The organism is Vannielia litorea (assembly GCF_018424695.1).
GTDB classification, from domain to species: domain Bacteria; phylum Pseudomonadota; class Alphaproteobacteria; order Rhodobacterales; family Rhodobacteraceae; genus Vannielia; species Vannielia litorea_A.
Genome location: NZ_QTNQ01000001.1, coordinates 193,540 through 211,185 on the forward strand (window position 1 = coordinate 193,540; position 17,646 = coordinate 211,185).

General features: G+C 61.9%; 18 protein-coding genes. 2 read left to right on the forward strand and 16 right to left on the reverse strand.

Annotation, left to right across the window (positions count from 1 at the left end; genetic code table 11):
• Positions 1–61 precede the first annotated feature (61 nt).
• From DYI42_RS00940 to DYI42_RS00985, 10 genes are all read right to left on the reverse strand, one after another.
• The gene (locus DYI42_RS00940) at positions 62–1,258 is read right to left on the reverse strand and encodes a phenylacetate--CoA ligase family protein (protein WP_244867369.1); all 1,197 of its coding nucleotides are present in this window, start codon (positions 1,256–1,258) and stop codon (positions 62–64) included.
• 27 nt (positions 1,259–1,285) lie between these two features.
• Positions 1,286–2,095 carry an enoyl-CoA hydratase/isomerase family protein gene (locus DYI42_RS00945; RefSeq protein WP_209227037.1) on the reverse strand — a complete coding sequence of 270 codons (810 nt, stop codon included), beginning with the start codon at positions 2,093–2,095 and terminating at the stop codon, positions 1,286–1,288.
• Between the two features lie 27 nt (positions 2,096–2,122).
• The gene (locus DYI42_RS00950; RefSeq protein ID WP_009803586.1) at positions 2,123–3,274 is read right to left on the reverse strand and encodes an acyl-CoA dehydrogenase family protein; all 1,152 of its coding nucleotides are present in this window, start codon (positions 3,272–3,274) and stop codon (positions 2,123–2,125) included.
• Positions 3,271–4,398 carry an acyl-CoA dehydrogenase family protein gene (locus DYI42_RS00955; protein WP_244867371.1) on the reverse strand — a complete coding sequence of 376 codons (1,128 nt, stop codon included), beginning with the start codon at positions 4,396–4,398 and terminating at the stop codon, positions 3,271–3,273. The genes DYI42_RS00950 and DYI42_RS00955 overlap by 4 nt, the downstream gene beginning before the upstream one ends.
• Entirely contained in the window at positions 4,385–4,834 is a 450-nt protein-coding gene (locus DYI42_RS00960; protein WP_209226916.1) for a MaoC family dehydratase, read from the reverse strand. Before DYI42_RS00960 ends, DYI42_RS00955 begins: the two co-directional genes overlap by 14 nt.
• Positions 4,831–5,550, reverse strand: coding sequence for a transglutaminase-like domain-containing protein (locus tag DYI42_RS00965; RefSeq protein WP_209226917.1), 720 nt, complete (start codon positions 5,548–5,550; stop codon positions 4,831–4,833). Before DYI42_RS00965 ends, DYI42_RS00960 begins: the two co-directional genes overlap by 4 nt.
• 64 nt (positions 5,551–5,614) lie before the next feature.
• Positions 5,615–6,751 (reverse strand): CaiB/BaiF CoA transferase family protein, encoded by a 1,137-nt coding sequence (locus DYI42_RS00970; RefSeq protein ID WP_209226919.1) that lies wholly within the window; start codon positions 6,749–6,751, stop codon positions 5,615–5,617.
• A gap of 10 nt (positions 6,752–6,761) precedes the next feature.
• On the reverse strand, positions 6,762–7,619 hold the full coding sequence (locus DYI42_RS00975) for a MaoC/PaaZ C-terminal domain-containing protein (RefSeq protein WP_193371876.1): 858 nt from the start codon (positions 7,617–7,619) through the stop codon (positions 6,762–6,764).
• A gap of 23 nt (positions 7,620–7,642) precedes the next feature.
• Positions 7,643–8,794, reverse strand: coding sequence for an acetyl-CoA acetyltransferase (locus DYI42_RS00980; RefSeq protein WP_209226920.1), 1,152 nt, complete (start codon positions 8,792–8,794; stop codon positions 7,643–7,645).
• Positions 8,795–8,797: 3 nt separating this feature from the next.
• Positions 8,798–9,175: a Zn-ribbon domain-containing OB-fold protein gene (locus DYI42_RS00985; protein WP_040608770.1), complete on the reverse strand. Its 378-nt coding sequence runs from the start codon at positions 9,173–9,175 to the stop codon at positions 8,798–8,800.
• A 104-nt stretch (positions 9,176–9,279) separates the two neighbouring features.
• On the opposite strand from DYI42_RS00985, the gene DYI42_RS00990 reads away from it, so the two are divergent.
• Both DYI42_RS00990 and DYI42_RS00995 read left to right on the forward strand, forming a co-directional pair.
• Positions 9,280–10,425 (forward strand): CaiB/BaiF CoA transferase family protein, encoded by a 1,146-nt coding sequence (locus DYI42_RS00990; RefSeq protein WP_209226921.1) that lies wholly within the window; start codon positions 9,280–9,282, stop codon positions 10,423–10,425.
• Positions 10,426–10,443: 18 nt separating this feature from the next.
• A complete protein-coding gene (locus DYI42_RS00995; protein WP_009803595.1) occupies positions 10,444–11,610 on the forward strand; it encodes a CaiB/BaiF CoA transferase family protein in 1,167 nt (388 codons plus the stop codon).
• A 21-nt stretch (positions 11,611–11,631) separates the two neighbouring features.
• Here the strand turns inward: DYI42_RS00995 and DYI42_RS01000 are convergent, their stop codons facing one another.
• The 6 genes from DYI42_RS01000 to DYI42_RS01025 all read right to left on the reverse strand — a co-directional run bounded on the left by DYI42_RS01000 (position 11,632) and on the right by DYI42_RS01025 (position 17,645).
• A complete protein-coding gene (locus tag DYI42_RS01000; protein WP_009803596.1) occupies positions 11,632–12,789 on the reverse strand; it encodes an acyl-CoA dehydrogenase family protein in 1,158 nt (385 codons plus the stop codon).
• Positions 12,790–13,002: 213 nt separating this feature from the next.
• Complete coding sequence (locus DYI42_RS01005) at positions 13,003–13,929, reverse strand: electron transfer flavoprotein subunit alpha/FixB family protein (protein ID WP_009803597.1); 927 nt, start codon at positions 13,927–13,929, stop codon at positions 13,003–13,005.
• Positions 13,929–14,687, reverse strand: coding sequence for an electron transfer flavoprotein subunit beta/FixA family protein (locus DYI42_RS01010; protein WP_009803598.1), 759 nt, complete (start codon positions 14,685–14,687; stop codon positions 13,929–13,931). Before DYI42_RS01010 ends, DYI42_RS01005 begins: the two co-directional genes overlap by 1 nt.
• A 42-nt stretch (positions 14,688–14,729) precedes the next feature.
• Positions 14,730–15,512, reverse strand: coding sequence for an enoyl-CoA hydratase/isomerase family protein (locus DYI42_RS01015; protein ID WP_009803599.1), 783 nt, complete (start codon positions 15,510–15,512; stop codon positions 14,730–14,732).
• Between the two features lie 12 nt (positions 15,513–15,524).
• Positions 15,525–16,376, reverse strand: coding sequence for an enoyl-CoA hydratase-related protein (locus tag DYI42_RS01020; RefSeq protein ID WP_238529687.1), 852 nt, complete (start codon positions 16,374–16,376; stop codon positions 15,525–15,527).
• A gap of 15 nt (positions 16,377–16,391) precedes the next feature.
• Positions 16,392–17,645 (reverse strand): ABC transporter substrate-binding protein, encoded by a 1,254-nt coding sequence (locus DYI42_RS01025; protein ID WP_244867373.1) that lies wholly within the window; start codon positions 17,643–17,645, stop codon positions 16,392–16,394.
• Between the last annotated feature and the right edge of the window lies 1 nt (position 17,646).

The window sequence follows — 17,646 nt, forward strand, 5'->3', positions numbered from 1 at the left end:
GGAGCGGCCGGGAAATCCCGATCGCCCAGCATATGCGAGCATCATCCGGTTATGGCCAGGCTCAGCCGTCCTTATCGTTGACGATCAACTCGGCATTTTCCGGCAACTCCGCGACCACGCCCACCGCGTCGGCGCGGATTCTGGCCTGCAGTTTGAAGGCCTCGGCGGCGGCCTCTTCGGCAGCGGCCGTGTCGGCACCCTCATCCAGCACCAGCGAAAGCCGGATCATGTCGCGGTCGTTCTCGCGCGTCACAACGGCCTGTGCAGACTTGGCGCCGGGTGTCGCGATCACGACTTCCTCGATCACGCGGGGATAAACGAAGATCTCGCGCACCTTCACTGCCGCGCCCACCCGGCCCTGCAGGGCGGACAGGCGACTTACGCTTCCATCCGCGTTGCTTTCCAGCGCAAAGGCGCTGTCGCCGGTGCCGAACCGGATCATCGGCCAACCTGCATCGCGCGCGGTCACGACGACCTCGCCCGGCTCGCCCTGCGGCAGTTGTTCGCCGCTGACCGGATCGCAGATCTGCACCACGCGGTCGGGATGAACCACATAGCCTTCGCCGCCATCCTCATAGGCGACAAGGCCCAGATCCGCAGTGGCATAGGCAGCCCAGGTGGAGACGCCATAGTCGGCCTTGATTCGGCGGCGTTTGGCCATCCAGTCACCCATCTCGCCACCAAGAAACGCGCTTTTCACCTTCCACGCGTCGCGGCCATAGGCTTCGATCACCTTATCCGCCAGCGTCAGGAAAAACGCGGTCGAGGCGCAGATCGAGGTCACGCCGGTTTCGACGATGATCTGTGCCTGAAGCTCGGTATTGCCGACCCCGCCGGGGATCACCGTGGCGCCCGCGGCCTGCGCCGCTTCATCGAACAGAAGCCCCGCAGGCACGAGGTGGTACATCCAGGTGTTCAGGATGACATCCCCCGGTCCCACGCCGGCCGCCTTGAACAGCAGGTCAAGACCGTGACCGCCACCGCCCGAAAGGGCCGGTTCGAAGATCGGGCCGGGCGACACGTAGATCCGCCCGACATCCTTCAGATCCGAGGCAAGGAAACCGCCGAAAGGCGGGTTGTCGCGCTGGATCTTCAGAAGCTCTTCCTTCTTCATCACCGGAAGACGCGACAGGTCTGCCAGCGACGAAACAGCAGCCGGGTCGAATCCGGCAGCCGCAAACCGTGATTTCAGGCCCGCAGCCTTTTCAGCCGCGGCGGCATAGGCTTGCGCGATACCTTGATAGATGTTTTCGGACATGACCATGCCTCCTTGACCGTTCGCCGCTTAAATCGGGCAATCCTTGCGGAAGTTCGGCGCGCGCTTCTCGCGGTGCGACAGCACGCCTTCCTTGACGTCGTCGCCCATGAAGCCGAGCATTTCCAGCGCGGTCGACGCATCGAAGATCGGGCCGGCCTGACGCAGCCAGTTGTTCAGCGAATACTTGGTCCAGCGGATCGCGCTTTGCGAGCCGTTGGCCAGCTCGACGGCCGTGTCCAGAGCGATCTGCTGCAGCTCGTCATCTTCAACGCACATCGACACAAGACCGATGCGCTCGGCCTCTTCGCCCGAAACCGGCTTGCAGGTCATCAGGTAGTATTTTGCCTTGGCCATCGAGGTCAGAAGCGGCCAGATGATCGCCGCAACATCACCGGCGGCAACCCCCAGGCGCGGGTGACCATCGACGATCTTGGCCCGCTTCCCGGCAATCGAGATGTCCGCGAGGATGCCGACAACCAGACCGGCGCCGGCCGCGGGGCCGTTGATCGCGGAAATGATCGGCTTGTTGCAGTTGATGATGTTGTAGACGAGGTCCTTGGCCTCTTTCCACGTCTTCATGATCTCGTGCGAATTGCCGATCATGTTTTCGATCAGGCTGAAATCGCCGCCGGCAGAGAACGCCTTGCCCGCGCCGGTCACGATGACGGCGTTGATGTCCGGGTCACGGTCGATGTCGATCCACATATCCGTCATCTGGGTATGGGTTTCGGCATCCACCGAGTTGAAGCTCTCGGGCCGGTCGAACGTGATGCGCAGCACGCGATCCGCGGGATAGTCAAATTTCAGTTTGTCGTATTTTGCATAACGCTCCGACATGGGTCTTTTCCTCCGTAGGGTATGGGTTCAGCCTGGCAGTCCGAGAACGGCCTTGGACAGGATGTTTCGCTGGATTTCGTTCGATCCGCCGTAGATCGTGGTCGGCCTGGCCTTGTAGAAGCTCGCAAGGACATCGACACTTACGTTGCCGACCTGAAGCGGGCCGACGGTGCCGCCATCGGGTCCGGCGGCCTCGATCATCAATTCGGTGATGCGCTGAAAGCACTCGGTCACCCAGATCTTGAGCATCGAGACATCCGCGCCCAGCGTTTCGCCTCGCTTCAGTTGGTCGGCGAAGCGGGCGTAAAGCGCGGCGTGATCCTCTACATCAAGCGCGGCCTGTGCAAAACGGTCACGGAATACCGGATCGTCGAAAGCGCCACGGCCCCGGGCAAAGCTCTCAAGCTGACCCAGGGCGTTCTGGGCCAGGCTGGGCGCGCCGATGAAGATGCGCTCGAAGCTCAGGAGCGCCTTGGCCATGCTCCAGCCCTTGTTCAACTCGCCCACGAGGTTTTCGCGCGGCGTGCGGGCATTGTCGAAAAAGACCTCGCAAAACTCGGTTTCCCCGGAAAGCGTGGTGATCGTGCGCACCTCGACGCCGGGCTGATCCATCGGGGCCAGGACAAAGCTGATGCCCTGCTGTTTCCTGGGCGTGTCCGGTTCGGTGCGCACCAGCATGAAGATATGCGTGGCGTCATGCGCCATCGTGGTCCAGATCTTCTGCCCGTTTATGACGAACTCGTCGCCGTCAATCTCCGCGCGGGTGCGCAGGTTGGCCAGATCGGACCCGGCACCGGGTTCGGAATAGCCCTGGCACCAGATGTCCTCGCAACTGAGAATGCGCGGCAGCCAATAGTCCTTCTGTTCCTGGGTGCCAAACTTGATGATCAGCGGGCCGACCATCTGCACACCCATATCGCGCCCGCGATTGACACCCCAGCGTTGCTGTTCTTCGTAAAAGATCAAGAGTTTGGCGGCGTTCAGCCCCATGCCGCCATATTCCGCAGGCCAAGCCGGCGCGACCCAGCCTCTGGCGTGCAGCTTGCGGTGCCAGGGTTCGATCTCGCAAAATTTGGGTCGGTGCGGCAGGTGGCGCAGCTCCTCGGGGTACTCGGCCTCAAAAAAACCGCGCACTTCCTTGCGGAACTCCGCATCGCTCATTGCGTTCCAGTCGGTCATTGTGCGGCCCCCTCTTCTTCGCGCGCGTCGAACCAGGCCCGGCGGTGATAGGCGTCGTCGCCCAGCCAGGCCGACAGCACCAGCGCCCGGTTCATGTAAAGCCCGATATCGAACTCGTCGGTGTAGCCGACTGCCCCGTGCAGCTGGATGGCGTCGCGGGTGACTTTCCTTGCGGCGGTGACGGCCCGCGCCTTGGCCCGGCTGGCCAGCCTTGACCGGGTATTTGCGTCTGTTTCACCGTCCATCCGCGCCAGAACTTCGCGCACTCCGGCCTGGGCGACCTCGCACATCACGTTAAGATCGACGGCACGGTGCTGGATGACCTGGAACGACCCGATCGGCTTGTCGAACTGCTCGCGCGTCTTGATGTAGTCGAGGGTAATCTCGAAGGCGCGTTGGCACAGGCCGACAAGCTCTGCCGCGGCAAGCGCCGTGGCATCGGCCACAGCCTCGGCCAGAGCATTCCGAACCGCGGCGCCGCTGGCCAGTTCCTCGGCCGGGGTTGCCGAGAACGAAAGCTCGCCCAGGGAACTGCCGTCGGCCTGCGCCCGCGTGTTCGTGACAAGCCCGGCCGCACCGACCTCGGCCAGAACCAGGACCGGGCCATCGTCACCTTCGGCCACAACAAGGAAACCCTGCGATCCCGCCGCGCCGACCACCCAGGCCTTGCCACCTGTCAGCTTGCCCTCCGCGTATCGGCAGGTCGCTTGGGCGGGCGCGCCGCCCGGGCCACGTTCCTGCCAGGCAACCGCCAGCGAAGCCTCGCCGCCGATGAGCTGGGCCAACTTCGGATGGTCCGGGCAAAGGCGGTGCAGAAGCCCGAGACCCAGACCGATCGTCGCCACCACCGGTTCCGGTGCGATTACGCGGCCGGCTTCCTCGGCGATGACGCCGCCGGCGGCGAGGCCCATGCCAAGCCCCCCCTGGTCTTCGGGCACCGCCACGCCGAAAACACCGGCTTCGGCCAGTTCCCGGATCATATCCGGGTCAAATTCGCCCCCGGCATCGCGGAGTTTTCGCGCCCGTCCACTTCCGCCCGCTCGGTCAAACAGCGTGCGCGCGCTTTCACGCAGCAGGCGAAGGTCTTCTTCTTGTTCGCTGGATTGCATGTCAGTCTGTGTCATTTTGTTTTCGCTGGATCATCACGGGGGTATCGGTTGAAAAAACCACCTCGCCGATCGGATTCTTGGCGCTGAGCGTATAGTGCAAGACACCCCTGTCGGGCTTGCTTTTGGACGGCGTCACCGAGTTGACCGTCATCTCAACATCAAGGGGTTCATCCGGGCGCACGGGCCGCAACCAGCGCAGATTGTCAAAGCCCAGACCGCCGATATTGGCAACATCGACCATCATCTCGGCCATGACCGGCCTGAACACCTCTAGCATCGTCTGAAACCCCGAGGCGATCAGGCTGCCATGGATGCTGGTCGCATAATCTTCGTCGATGTGCAGCCGCTGCGGGTCCCATTCCGTGGCGAATGCCTTTATTGAATCCGCGCTCAACGGGGCGGTTCGGAAGCGATAGACCTGGCCCGGCGAGAAATCCTCCAGATACCTCAAGAGGAACCCTCCTTCGCGAATCCGGCATCGTACCCGTTCGCATCCCTGGAAATCCGAATGCGGTTGAACTCTTCCAGTTTCGGGTAGGTTGCGCTGAAGGCGTTCAGGAACTCCTCAATCGGCGCATCGAAATAGAGCCCCCGGTCGTTCACATATTCCATGTGGCGCTGGTCCTGTTCGTCGAATTCATGAAACAGGGCGTCGTGATAGCCGTCAAAGACCAGAGGCTTGACCCCGAACCTTTCGCACAGATCCATGTTGAAGGCAGGCGTGACCTTGTAAGGCTCTCCATCCAGCCACAACTGAACGTAGCCGTGATAGATGAAAAGATCGGTGCCCATCAGCTCCTGCAGCTTGGGTGTGTTCAGGTGGTTGCGCACATCCGCAAACCCCAATGCGGCGGGAATGCCGACGGCACGCAGACAGGCGGCAAGCAAGATCGCCTTGGGAACGCAAAAAGCCGCCTCTGCCCCGGCAATATGGCTTGCACGGTAGGAGTCTTCATCCAGCGCGAATGTGTATGGATCATACCGGATGTCATCGCGGACCGCTTCGAACAGGCGGATCGCCTTGTCCCGCTTGGACGCATCCGGCGAGAGATCGCGCAAGGCCGTTGTCACAAACCCCTGCACTTCCAGGCTGTCGCTTTCGACATAATGCGATGGCATGACATAGCGTTCGGCTTCTGTCGGCAGGTCGTCATTGGGCTTGACCATCGTGCATCTCCGTTTTTCTAACACCTGTTAGAATAGTGAGTCTCAACCAGCGCGTCAACCGGGTTTACTCTGTCTCAGGCTCGTCCAGCCCGTAACGCGCGTTGTCTTCGCCAAGGACGGCCGCACGCCCCGCCGAACTCGCCGGAGCGCGGAATGCCGGCGCGATTGGCAGCGGCAATGCGGGCGCCTCCTGTCCGGATATGTTCAGGGTCCGTCCGAATGCGCCGCGCGCGGTGAAATGCGCCTCGGTCGACGCCTCTGCGGGCGTTTTCACGACGGAACAACAACAATCGGCCGCCGCCAGCAAAGGCCCCCAATGGGTCGAGGGTTGCTCGCCCAAAAGGCGCGCGACTTCGGCGGCGCTGGCATCGGGGTCGGACCAGTCATCGCGAAGATCCTGCGGCAGGCCAATAACATCGCAGAACGATTGCCAGAACTTTTCTTCCAACGCACCAACCGCAATCTGGCGCCCATCCGCAGCGGTATAGAGCCGATAACGGGCCAGCCCGCCGGTCAAACGGCCAGAGGCGTTTTCGATCTCTTGCCCCGCGATCACACCTTCCGCATGCGCCCAATAAGCAAAGGCAAACGCCCCTTCGGACATGGCGATATCCAGATGCGTCCCCTTTCCGCTCTGTTGCCGCGCCATCAGCGCCAGCAGGATGTTGACGACCGCTGGATAGGTGCCGCCCCCGATGTCGGCGATCAGACCGTATGGCATAGTCGGCTGTTCGTCCGGGCCCCGGCTCAGTGACAGGATACCCGCATCGCCCACGTAGTTGAGGTCATGACCGGCGGCGCTGGCCTTCGGTCCGGTCTGTCCGTAACCGGTAATCGAGCAGTAGATGAGGCCCGGATTGATCTCGCGGACGGTGTCGTATCCCAGCCCGAGCCTGTCCATCACACCGGGGCGAAACTGCTCTACCAGAACATCGGCCTTTTCAAGCAAAGGACGCAGAACTTCTATTGCGCCCTTTGACTTGAGGTCGATCGCCACCGACCGCTTGCCGTGATTCAGAACGGAGAAGCCAATGCTCTCACCGTCAATTTTCGGCGCGGTCAGGCGGGCGTCCTCGCCCGTGCCCGGGCGCTCGAACTTGATCACCTCGGCCCCAGCCTCTGACAGTATGAGCGTGGCCATCGGACCGGGAAGAAGGGTGCTGAAATCCAGCACCAGGATATCCTTGAGCGGTTGAGCCATCTTCACTACCTCAGGCGAAGCGTGCCGCGCCGTTGTTCAGAACCACCACATCGCGGGTCGGGATCGACGCGCGGAACCGGGCCTCGCCGTTCTCTTCCCAAATTTCGAACCGCACGGTTTCGCCGGGATAGACCGGTGCCGAGAACCGGACATCCAGACCGACAAGCCGGGCGGCATCATAGTCGAGCAGCGTCTTGAGGATCGCCCGCGCCGCCAGCCCATAGGTCGCCAGACCATGCAGGATCGGGCGATCGAACCCGACCGAGCGGGCGACATCCGGATCGGCATGAAGCGGGTTATAGTCACCGCTGAGACGATAAATCAGCGCCTGGCGCGGCAGGGTGTCGATGTCGCAGACATGATCGGGCGCGCGATCAGGCAGCGCCGCCGGAGCCGGGCCGGGCCTGTTGTCGCCGCCAAAGCCGCCGTCGCCGCGGCAGAAGGCCGACATCGCCACGCGCGCCAACTTGTCGCCGGTGTCCGCGTCGACGATATCGCGGCTCTGGTAGATGACGGCGCCCTTGCCCTCGCCCTTGTCCGAGATGAAGTCGATCTTGCTGCGGCCGACAATCCGGCCATGGGTCGGCAGCGGCTTGTAGATATCTAGCCACTGTTCGCCGTGCAGCACTTTCTGCCAGTTCACGCCCGTCTTGGGATCGCGCAGCCAGAAGCCCGGATACCCCATGACGACAGCCATCGAGGGAACGGCCTTGAGCCCGTCCTCATAGACATAGGCCAGTTCCTTTTTGTCGGCCGGATCTTCGCCGAACCCAAGGCCGAGCGCATAAAGGATTGTATCCCGCTCGGTCAGCGTCTGTTCGACTTCCTCAAAATCCCAGTTCGATAGTGCATCGAAATCCAATGGCATTTACTTTCCTCCCTTAGTTGCCGTCAGAGCGTGTTTTGCGACCCCAGAATGGCCGTGACCTGGCTGGACAGCACACCGCCGTTGCCATGCGCCAGCGCCAGGTCGATATCGTTCAACTGAATGCCCGGCGCGTCGCCCCGAATCTGACGCGCGGCCTCGATCACGGTAAAGATGCCGTACATGCCGGGGTGCACACAGGACAGGCCCCCGCCGTTGGTGTTCACCGGCAAGGCCCCGCCCGGCGCGATACGCCCGTCCCCGACAAAGGCCCCGCCCTCGCCCTTGGCGCAAAAGCCGAGATCTTCCAGAAACAGGATCGTGTTGATGGTAAACGCATCGTAAAGCTCGACCGCCTGAATGTCCGAAGACGACACGCCCGCCGCGGCAAAGGCGCGTACGCCGGATTCGCGGGCGGCCGTCACGGTGAAATCCTTCATCTGCGAGATTTGCCGGTGCGAGCTTTCCGCCGCGCTGCCCAGGACGTAAACTGGCGCCTTGGGGAAGTCGCGTGCGCGCTCGGCGCGCACCATTACGATCGCCCCGCCGCCATCGGTGACCAGACAGCAATCGCGCACAGTCAGCGGATCACCCACCATGCGCGCGCCCAGCACGTCCTCGCGGCTGAGCGGGCCGCGCTCGAACGCCTCGGGGTTGGCCTGCGCCCAGGCTCGCGCGGCCACCGCCACATCGGCCAGATTTTCACGGGTGGTGCCATATTCATGCATGTGCCGTGCCGCCGCCATCGCATAGGCGGAAATCGGATAGCGCGGATTATATGGCGCCTCATAGGCGGGCGGACGCGAGGCCGTCACCAGCCTGCCCGACGCCGTGCGCTGGTTGGAGCCATAAACGATCAGCGCCACGTCACACAAACCTGCCTCCAGCGCCATGGTGGCGGAGGTCAGGTAATTCACGAAGGACGATCCGCCCGTCATGGTGCCGTCGATGAACCGGGGCTGAATACCCAGATATTCAGCCGCCATCAGCGCCGGCATGCTGTCTTCCATCATGGTGCAGAACAGACCATCCACATCTGACAGCTTCAGCCCCGCATCGCCAAGTGCCGCAAGCGCGGATTGCGCCATGACATCATAGGCGGTCAGCCCATGCGCCTCGCCAAACCCTGCGTGGCCGGTGCCCACAATGGCGGATTTTCCCCGAAGTTCAGTGGTCATGGCTTATCCCTCCGACGGCTTGAAAAGTACGGCGGGGGCGCCCTCGGCCTCGCCCACGAAAGCGGTCACGGCCATGTCGATGGTGACATCACCCGGGGCGATGCCCTCGACCCGGCTCATCATCCGGACACCTTCCTCCAGCTCGACCATGCAAATATTATAGTCGCCGCCGCGCTCGGGTTTGCGGCGCACGACCGTGGTGGTATGAACCCGGCCCTTGCCGCTGGCCTGCGACCACGAAATCGCGGTGCCATGGCAATGCGGGCACAGGATTCTGGGAAAGAAGTGATAGGCCCCGCAATCATCGCATCTGGGCAGCACGATCTCTCCCATTGCCAGCGCGTTCTGGAATATCTGGTCTGGTCCTGTGGCATCCGGCACCGGCGTTCTCCTCAAAATGTCTCAGTCACTGGTCAAGCGTGTTGCCAATATTTCTAACATTTGTTAGATTTAGTCAAGCGCCCAGGATCATCTGCGAGAAACTCATGTCAGGTTCAGACTTAACCCCCCTTTCCGGCAAGCTCGTCGTCACGCTCGAACAGGCGGTGGCGGCACCCTTTTGCTCTTCGCGGCTGGCCGATGCCGGCGCGCGTGTGATTAAAATCGAACGCAAGGGCACGGGGGATTTCGCGCGCGCCTACGATACCGCCGCCAATGGCGAAAGCGCCTATTTCACATGGCTGAACCGGGGAAAAGAATCGGTCGCGCTGGATATCAAGGCGGACGAGGACCGGGAAGTCTTGCTCAGGATGCTCAAAAACGCGGATGTGTTTATTCAGAACCTGCTGCCGGGCGCGCTGGCCAAGCTCGGGCTCGACTCCGCGACCCTGCGAGAAAGGTTCCCGCGCCTGGTGACCTGCGACATCACCGGATACGGCGAAGACGGCCCGATGCGCAATGCCAAGGCCTACGACCTTCTGGTGCAATGCGAAAGCGGTCTGGCATCGGTGACGGGCACGCCAGACGGACCGGGGCGGGTTGGCGTGTCGGTCTGTGACATCGCAACCGGCATGGCAGCCCATGCCGGGATCTGCGAAGCGCTCGTCGGGCGCGACCGCACCGGCAGGGGCAGCGGCGTTTCGGTGGCCATGTTCGACGTGATGGCCGACTGGATGTCGGTTCCGCTGCTCTATCACGATTACCTTGGCAAGGAGACGCCACGTGTCGGGCTGAACCACACGGTTATCTGCCCCTACGGGGCCTACCCGTGCAAGGACGGTGAGCTGGTCGTCGTTGCCGTGCAGCACAGCGGCGAATGGCAGCGGTTTTGCGAACACATACTGGGCGACGCAACACTGGCATCGGACCCGCGATTTCATGACAACACATCGCGCCTGAACAACAAGCCCGCGCTGGAGGCGCTGATCAAGGCGGAGTTCGCCGCGCATGAGCGTGCCGGAATGCTGAAACGGCTCGATGCTGCGGGCATTGCCTCCGGTGCCGTGAACGACGTGGCGACCCTGTCCGCGCACCCGCAGCTTGACAGGTCCGCCATTGCCACGCCCTCTGGCGAAATCAATGTCCCGACGCCCCCGATCCGGCGCAGCGGCGGTGAGGCGACGCTTGGCCCCTGCCCTGCCTTTGATGCGGAAGGCAAAGCTCTGCGCGCCGAATTCGGGCCGCGTTCATAACAAAGGTTACGGAAATTAATGACCGCAGCAAAAAAGCCCGCGATCCTTGACGGCGTGAAGGTCGTCGATCTGACTTCGGTGGTCTTCGGACCTTTGGCCACGCAAATGCTGGGCGATCTGGGGGCCGATGTGATCAAGGTCGAAGGCCCTGAGGGCGATCTTCTTCGCCAGGTCCAGCCCTCCCGCAGCAAGCTGATGGGCGCGGCCTTCCTGGGCACCAACCGCAACAAGCGCAGTGTTGTGCTCGACCTGAAAACGCAAACCGGCCGCGACCGGCTGCGCAAGCTTCTCTCGGATGCCGATGTGATGATTTCAAGCATCCGGCCCGCCGCACTTGCGCGCCTTTCGCTTGATCCCGAAACCCTGCGTCACGAGAACCCAAAGCTGATCACGGTCTCGGCCACCGGCTTCGGGCAGGACGGACCCTATGCCGCCAAGCCCGCCTTTGACGATTCCGTCCAGTCGGTTTCGGGTCTGGCCGGCCTAGCAACATTGCGTGACCCCGAGGCTCCGCCCGCCTATGCCCCGACGATCCTCGCCGACAAGCTCGGCGGCGTGACAGCTGCCTACGCCGTCATGGCGGCCCTTTTCCACCGCGAGCGCACGGGCGAAGCCCAGCATGTCGAGGTTCCGATGTTCGAAACGCTGGCCTCCTTTCTGATGGTCGAGCATCTGGACGGCGCCACTTTCGAAGAAACCCCGCGGGATTTCGGCTATGCAAGGATGCTGGTTCCGCACAGGCGCCCGGTTCAGACGGCGGACGGCTACATCACGATTCTGCCCTACACCAACGTCCAGTGGGCGCGGTTCTTCATGGCGGTCGGGCGCGACGACATGATTGACCACATCTGGGTCACCGACATGGATGCGCGCAGCCGCAACATCGGCGCGGTATACGATATGGTGGCGCAGATTGCCCTGACCCGGACAACGGATGACTGGCTTGCCCTGATGGAGCAGGCCGACATCCCCGCCATGCCAGTGAACAACCTGTCGGATTTGCCCAGCGACCCCCATCTTGCCGCGACCGGGTTCTTTCAGCAGATCGATCACCCGAGCGAAGGCGCCATCTGGACAACACGCCCGCCGATCCGGTTCTCGGCAACACCGGCGCGGCATGACCACCGCCCTGCCCCCGGACTGGGAGAGCACGACGAAGAGATCTTCGGACCGGGCGGGGAATAACCCCACCCGGCACCGGGTCGATCACACATCCATCGAACGTGCGATCAGTTCCTTCATGATCTCGTTCGTGCCGCCATAGATCATCTGAACACGGCTGTCGGCATAAAGCCGCGCGATCGGATATTCCATCATGAAGCCATAGCCGCCATGCAGTTGCAGACATTCATGCATGACCTCGTTCTGCGTCTGGCTGCCCCACCACTTTGCCATCGAGGCCGTGGCCGCATCAAGCTCGCCCGCTTCCAGCCGTGCGATCCCGTCATTGACGAAACTGCGCAGCAATTCGGCCTTGGTCTTGCATTCCGCCAGCTTGAACCTTGTGTTCTGGAAATCCATGATCCGGCTGCCGAACGCCTTGCGGTCCTGCACGTATTTCACGGTTTCGGCGATGGCAAAGTCGATGAAGCCTAGCGCGGTGATGCCGATCATCAGCCGCTCCCATGGCAGTTGCTTCATCAGCTGATAAAACCCCTGCCCCTCTTCCGGGCCGAGCAGGTTCGCCGTCGGCACGCGCACGTCCTCGAAGAACAGCTCCGCCGTGTCCGACCCCTTCATGCCCAGTTTCTTCAGGTTGCGCCCCCGGCGAAAGCCCTCGGCATCTTCGGTTTCCAGAACGATCAGCGAAACACCCTTGGCGCCGGCGCCCCGGTCGGTTTTTGCCACGACGATCACCAGATCGGCGGTGTGCCCATTGGTAATGAAGTTCTTCGACCCGTTGATCCTGTAATGGTTGCCGTCCTTCTCCGCATGGGTCTGGACGTTCTGAAGGTCAGAGCCGGTTCCCGGCTCGGTCATCGCGATGGCCGCGACACGGTCGCCGCTGACCAGCTTCGGCAGCCACTTTTTCTTCTGCTCTTCGCTGCCATAGGCGTCGATGTAATGGATCACGATGGACTGGATGCCATAGCCCCACCCCATGTCTCCGGTACGCCCTTGTTCGTAAACGGTAATCGCATCGAACCCGATACCGCCGCCGAACCCGCCATAGTCTTCGGCGATCGAGCCCCCCATGATGCCCTGCTGTCCGGCGGACTTCCAGAACTCGCGGTCCACGATCCCCTGCTCGGCCCATTTTTCGATATTCGGGGCCATTTCGGCATCAAAAAGCTTGCGCGTGCTATCCGCAAATATCTTGTGTTCATCCGCCGCCCAACCAGGCGAGTTCTTGATCAGAGACATGTTTCTTACCTATCGAGCCAAGCTTTCATTTGGAGGAATCTAACGAGCGTTCCGTTTCTTGACAACGATCCTGAGCAGCTGATGACGAAGCGTCACCGGCTCTTGCACCACGCGTCTCCGGGTGGTTCCGTTGGGCCCGCCTTCCACTCGCCACACGCAAAAAAAGGCCCGCCGGTCTGGCGGGCCTTTCCGTGAAGCACCGTGTGCCGCGCCTCAGAGCTTCTCGACGAACTCGGGGACGGCGGTGAAAAGATCCGCGACCAGTCCGTAGTCGGCGACCTGGAAGATCGGGGCCTCCTCGTCCTTGTTGATCGCGACGATGACCTTGCTGTCCTTCATGCCTGCCAGGTGCTGGATCGCGCCGGAGATGCCGACGGCGATGTAGAGCTCGGGCGCGACAACCTTGCCGGTCTGGCCGACCTGCCAGTCGTTCGGGGCATAGCCCGAGTCGACGGCTGCACGGGACGCGCCAACGGCGGCGCCCAGCTTGTCGGCGAGGCCCTCGATGATCGCGAAGTCGTCCTTGGAGCCGACACCGCGGCCACCGGAGACAACCACCTTGGCGGAGGTCAGTTCCGGGCGGTCCGACTCGGCCATCGCGTCCTCGACCCATTCCGAAAGGCCCGGATCCTCGGCCGTGGCCGCATCCGCGACAGAAGCGGAGCCGCCGTCACCGGCCGCGTCGAAGGTGGAGGTCCGGAAGGTGATAACCTTCTTTTCATCCTTCGACTTTACAGTCTGGATGGCGTTGCCGGCGTAGATCGGGCGCTCGAAGGTATCGGCGTCGACCACTCCGGTCACGTCGGTCAGGATCATGCTGTCCAGCAGGGCAGCAACACGCGGCATGATGTTCTTCGCATCCGTCGTGGCGGGGGCCACGATGTGCGAATAATCCCTCGCGAGGGAAACGATCAGCGCCGACACAGGCTCCGCCAGGCGGTGACCGTAAAGCGCATCCTCGGCGACCAGAACCGATGCGACGCCGTCGATCTTGGCGGCAGTGTCGCCTGCGGCCTTGGCGGAGGCGCCAACGGCCAGGACGGTCACATCGCCCAGAGCCTTGGAGGCAGAGACAGCCTTGGCGGTGGCGTCCAGCGCCAGTTCGCCGTTGTTGACTTCGGCAAGCAGAAGAACGGCCATTACATAATCCCCTTCTCTTTGAGTTTCGCCACGAGGGTATCCACATCGGGCACCATCTCACCGGCTTTGCGCGCTTCGGGCTCGGAGGTCTTCACGATCTCCAGTCGCGGCGAAACGTCGACGCCGTAGTCGTCGGCCGATTTCTCATCCAGCGGCTTTTTCTTCGCCTTCATGATATTGGGCAGCGAGGCATAGCGCGGTTCGTTCAGACGCAGGTCGGCGGTGACGATGGCGGGCATCTTGACCTTGATGGTCTGCAGACCGCCGTCGACTTCACGCTTCACGACGGCGCTGTCGCCGTCGATGTCCAGCTCGTTGGCAAAGGTTGCCTGGGACCAGCCGAGCAGGGCCGCCAGCATCTGGCCGGTGGCGTTCATGTCGTTGTCGATCGCCTGTTTGCCCGCGATGACGAGGCCCGGGGCCTCCTCGTCGATGACACCCTTGAGGATCTTGGCGACGGCCAGCGGTTCGATGTCGGTGTGCACGTCATCGGCGGCGACAACCAGGATGGCGCGGTCTGCACCCATGGCGAGCGCGGTCCGCAGGGTTTCCTGCGCCTGCTTCACACCGATGGAGACGACGACCACCTCTTCGGCGTTCCCGGCCTCCTTCAGGCGGATGGCCTCTTCGACGGCGATTTCGTCGAACGGGTTCATCGACATCTTAACGTTAGCGAGATCGACACCGTTGCCATCCGCCTTGACGCGGACCTTCACGTTGTAGTCGATCACGCGTTTCACAGGCACGAGTACCTTCATTGGCGTGGATCTCCTTGATTTTCTGGTTTGGTTTCGACCGGTTCAGCGGTCTTGGAATTCCGGCTTTCGTTTTTCCGAGAACGCTTTCATGGCCTCCGGAAAGTCGTGCGCGCACAACAGGACGCTTTGGCAATCACGCTCGATGTCCAGTGCCTCAAGATAACTGCATTCCGCGGCGGCGCGCATCACACGCTTGGCGGTCTGAACACCGAACATCGGATGCTGGGTAATCTCGCGCGCGATTTCCAGCGCGCGGGTCTCGACCTGGTCGGCCGGAACGCAGTCTTCGACGATGCGCAGTTCCTGGGCGGTCCGCCCGTCGATCTCGCGCCCGGTAAGAACAAGCATCCGCGCCACACCCGCGCCGGCACGTTGCTGCAAAAGCCAGCTCGACCCGGTGTCGGGACAGCCGCCAACGCGGGCAAAGACCTCGCACAGCCGGGCATCTTCTGCCGCCACGACAATATCCGCCGACAGGGCCAGGCTGAGGCCCGCACCGAAGGCGACGCCGCACACGGCGGAAATCAGCGGTTTGCGAAACAGATAGGCCGCGCGCCCGCCATCGTGGACCTTGTCCACCATTTCCGATGTCGCGCGCGCGCCTTTGGCGATCTCAGTTTGAAACCCGACGAGATCGCCGCCGCTGCTGAAATGGTCGCCACCGGTCATGACAACGGCACGGATCGTATCGTCGCGTTCCGCTTTGCGCAGGTGGGTCACCAGTTCATCGACGAAGGCGATGCTGTAGGGGTTGCGCTTTGCTGGCTGAAGAAAGCGCAGGACGCCGATGGGGCCTTCCCTGTCCAATCGCATCAAGTCGCTCATGGTATGTCTCCTTCAGGTTCCGGTCCAGACCGGCCTGCGCTTTTCGGCAAAGGCCTTGGGGCCTTCAATGGCATCATTGCTGGCATAGACCACCTCGTGCAGGCGCTTGCCTTCCTCAAGGCCACCCGCACAGCCCAGATCCATGGTTGCGCGAACGCTGCCTTTCGCCGCAATCACCGAAAGCGGCGCCGCGCTGGCGATGCGTCTGGCCAGTTCGAGCGCGCGTGAGCGAACGGCATCGGGCGTCTCTTCGAGGTAGTTGGTGAACCCGTAATCGTGCAAACGTTCGATCGGCATCAGGTCGCCGGTCAGAACAATTTCCATCAAGATGGGCTGCGGCAACATCGACAGCGCCGGCGACGCCCAAGGCGATCCACGACCGATCTTCACCTCGGTGATGCCGACCTTGGTCCCCTTGAGACCGACCCGGAGATCGCAATTCAGCGTCAGCATCATGCCACCCGCCATCAGCGACCCCGTCATCGCCGCGATGATCGGCTTCTTGCAGGCGCGCATGGTCTCGTGAAACGGATCACGCATCTTGGACAGGATATCGACACCCTCGTCGCGTTTGATCTGCGTGGCTTCCTTCAGATCCAGCCCCGCGCTGAAAACCCCGCAATCGGCAGAGGTTAGAATTGCCACGCGCACGTTGTCATCCGCTTCGATCTGTTCCCAGGCATCGGTCAACCCGTTTGTCGCGGCCACGGAAAGCGCATTCTTGCGCTCGGGCCGGTTGATTGAGACGGTCGCGATACCGTCCGCGATGTTCACGTCAATGGGGCTCATGATGCCTGCCTCGTATTCTTTGGATAAACTTGGGGCGAAGCTTCCCCGCGACAGGTTTGCCGCGGGGAAGTTCATGCTTGTTCGGCCGACTTATTCGGTGGTGAACGTCGCCGAGCTGTGCTTGATGACTTCCCACACAACGTCGAGATAATCGGCGCTCCAGTCGGTCAGCGGAACCCAGGTTTCGCCATTCCATTGTTCGACGCGCGTCTTGCCGCCGCCACCGTGGTCTTTGTCGGTCACTGTAACCGGAGCCATCAGGCCATTGGCGTCGAAGTTCTCGATCGATTCATAGGCCGCCTTCATGCTCTCCGGCGTGATCGGCCAGCCGTTTTCGGAAATTGCGATACGTGCAGCCTCAAAACCGGCCGAGTAAATCGCCATGCCAGTGTTGTAGTAAACGTCACGGACCAGTTCTTCGGGCCCGCTGCCCTTGCCATTGGCATAGTAGGTGTCCAGCATCGTCTTCACGATCGGAACTTCCTGACCACCGGCCACGTTGGTTCCGCGCAGGATGCCCTTCGCCTCTTGTGCGCCGATGTTGGCGATATCCACTTCGTTCAGCCAGTTTACCGACAGATAACGATCAATCGGGAAACGGTTGCGGCGCATTTCTTTCGAAGCGACGACATGCCCGCCCGCCAGAAGCCAGCTGATCACATAGTCTGGCTTGTCACGGCGGATATTGCTCCAGGCACCGGCCTGATCCGACCCGGGAAGCGGCACGGGATAAAGCTCAAGTTCAAACCCTTCCTTATCGGAAAGTGTTTTCAGGATCTCGATCGGTTCCTGACCGAAGGGGTAATCCAGATAGATAAAGCCAATCTTCGCGTTGGACAGATCACCGTCCATCTGGCCCTTGATGAAGGCAACGTCATTTGCCGCCTGCTGCCAGTACGTCGGACCGACCGGGAAAACCCATTCGAACACTTCGCCATCCACGGCGTCGCCGCGGCCAACGAAGGATTGCATCAGAACGTTGCCGTCTTTCATCGCACGCGGCAAAACAGCGTTCGTGACCGGGGTGGACAGGAAATTGAAGATGAAGACACCGTCGCGCTTGAGTTGCTCATAACATTCAACGCCACGCTGGGGTTCGTTGCCGTGATCGCGCACGATTATTTCCACCGGATGCCCTTCGATGCCACCGTTGTCGTTGGTGTACATCGCCAGATCCTGCGCGGCCTGGGCCACTTGTGGCGAGATGAAGGTATACGATTTACTGAGGTCGAAGCACAGCCCGAACCGGATCGGTTCCTTGTCTTGCGCGGACGCAAGCGTCCCACCTGTTGCCAACGCTGCGGCAAGAGCCACAGTCTTGAGTTGCTTTGTAAGGTTCACCATG

What these genes read in the sequence shown, in the direction of transcription:
- DYI42_RS00970 (WP_209226919.1), bottom strand. Translation starts at nt 6,751, where the DNA reads ATGGCTCAACCGCTCAAGGATATCCTGGTGCTGGATTTCAGCACCCTT.
- DYI42_RS00975 (WP_193371876.1), bottom strand. Translation starts at nt 7,619, where the DNA reads ATGCCATTGGATTTCGATGCACTATCGAACTGGGATTTTGAGGAAGTC.
- DYI42_RS00995 (WP_009803595.1), top strand. Translation starts at nt 10,444, where the DNA reads ATGACCGCAGCAAAAAAGCCCGCGATCCTTGACGGCGTGAAGGTCGTC.
- DYI42_RS00950 (WP_009803586.1), bottom strand. Translation starts at nt 3,274, where the DNA reads ATGACCGACTGGAACGCAATGAGCGATGCGGAGTTCCGCAAGGAAGTG.
- DYI42_RS01020 (WP_238529687.1), bottom strand. Translation starts at nt 16,376, where the DNA reads ATGAACTTCCCCGCGGCAAACCTGTCGCGGGGAAGCTTCGCCCCAAGT.
- DYI42_RS00940 (WP_244867369.1), bottom strand. Translation starts at nt 1,258, where the DNA reads ATGTCCGAAAACATCTATCAAGGTATCGCGCAAGCCTATGCCGCCGCG.
- DYI42_RS00965 (WP_209226917.1), bottom strand. Translation starts at nt 5,550, where the DNA reads ATGGTCAAGCCCAATGACGACCTGCCGACAGAAGCCGAACGCTATGTC.
- DYI42_RS01000 (WP_009803596.1), bottom strand. Translation starts at nt 12,789, where the DNA reads ATGTCTCTGATCAAGAACTCGCCTGGTTGGGCGGCGGATGAACACAAG.
- DYI42_RS01025 (WP_244867373.1), bottom strand. Translation starts at nt 17,645, where the DNA reads ATGGTGAACCTTACAAAGCAACTCAAGACTGTGGCTCTTGCCGCAGCG.
- DYI42_RS00980 (WP_209226920.1), bottom strand. Translation starts at nt 8,794, where the DNA reads ATGACCACTGAACTTCGGGGAAAATCCGCCATTGTGGGCACCGGCCAC.
- DYI42_RS01005 (WP_009803597.1), bottom strand. Translation starts at nt 13,929, where the DNA reads ATGGCCGTTCTTCTGCTTGCCGAAGTCAACAACGGCGAACTGGCGCTG.
- DYI42_RS01010 (WP_009803598.1), bottom strand. Translation starts at nt 14,687, where the DNA reads ATGAAGGTACTCGTGCCTGTGAAACGCGTGATCGACTACAACGTGAAG.
- DYI42_RS01015 (WP_009803599.1), bottom strand. Translation starts at nt 15,512, where the DNA reads ATGAGCGACTTGATGCGATTGGACAGGGAAGGCCCCATCGGCGTCCTG.
- DYI42_RS00955 (WP_244867371.1), bottom strand. Translation starts at nt 4,398, where the DNA reads ATGACACAGACTGACATGCAATCCAGCGAACAAGAAGAAGACCTTCGC.
- DYI42_RS00945 (WP_209227037.1), bottom strand. Translation starts at nt 2,095, where the DNA reads ATGTCGGAGCGTTATGCAAAATACGACAAACTGAAATTTGACTATCCC.
- DYI42_RS00990 (WP_209226921.1), top strand. Translation starts at nt 9,280, where the DNA reads ATGTCAGGTTCAGACTTAACCCCCCTTTCCGGCAAGCTCGTCGTCACG.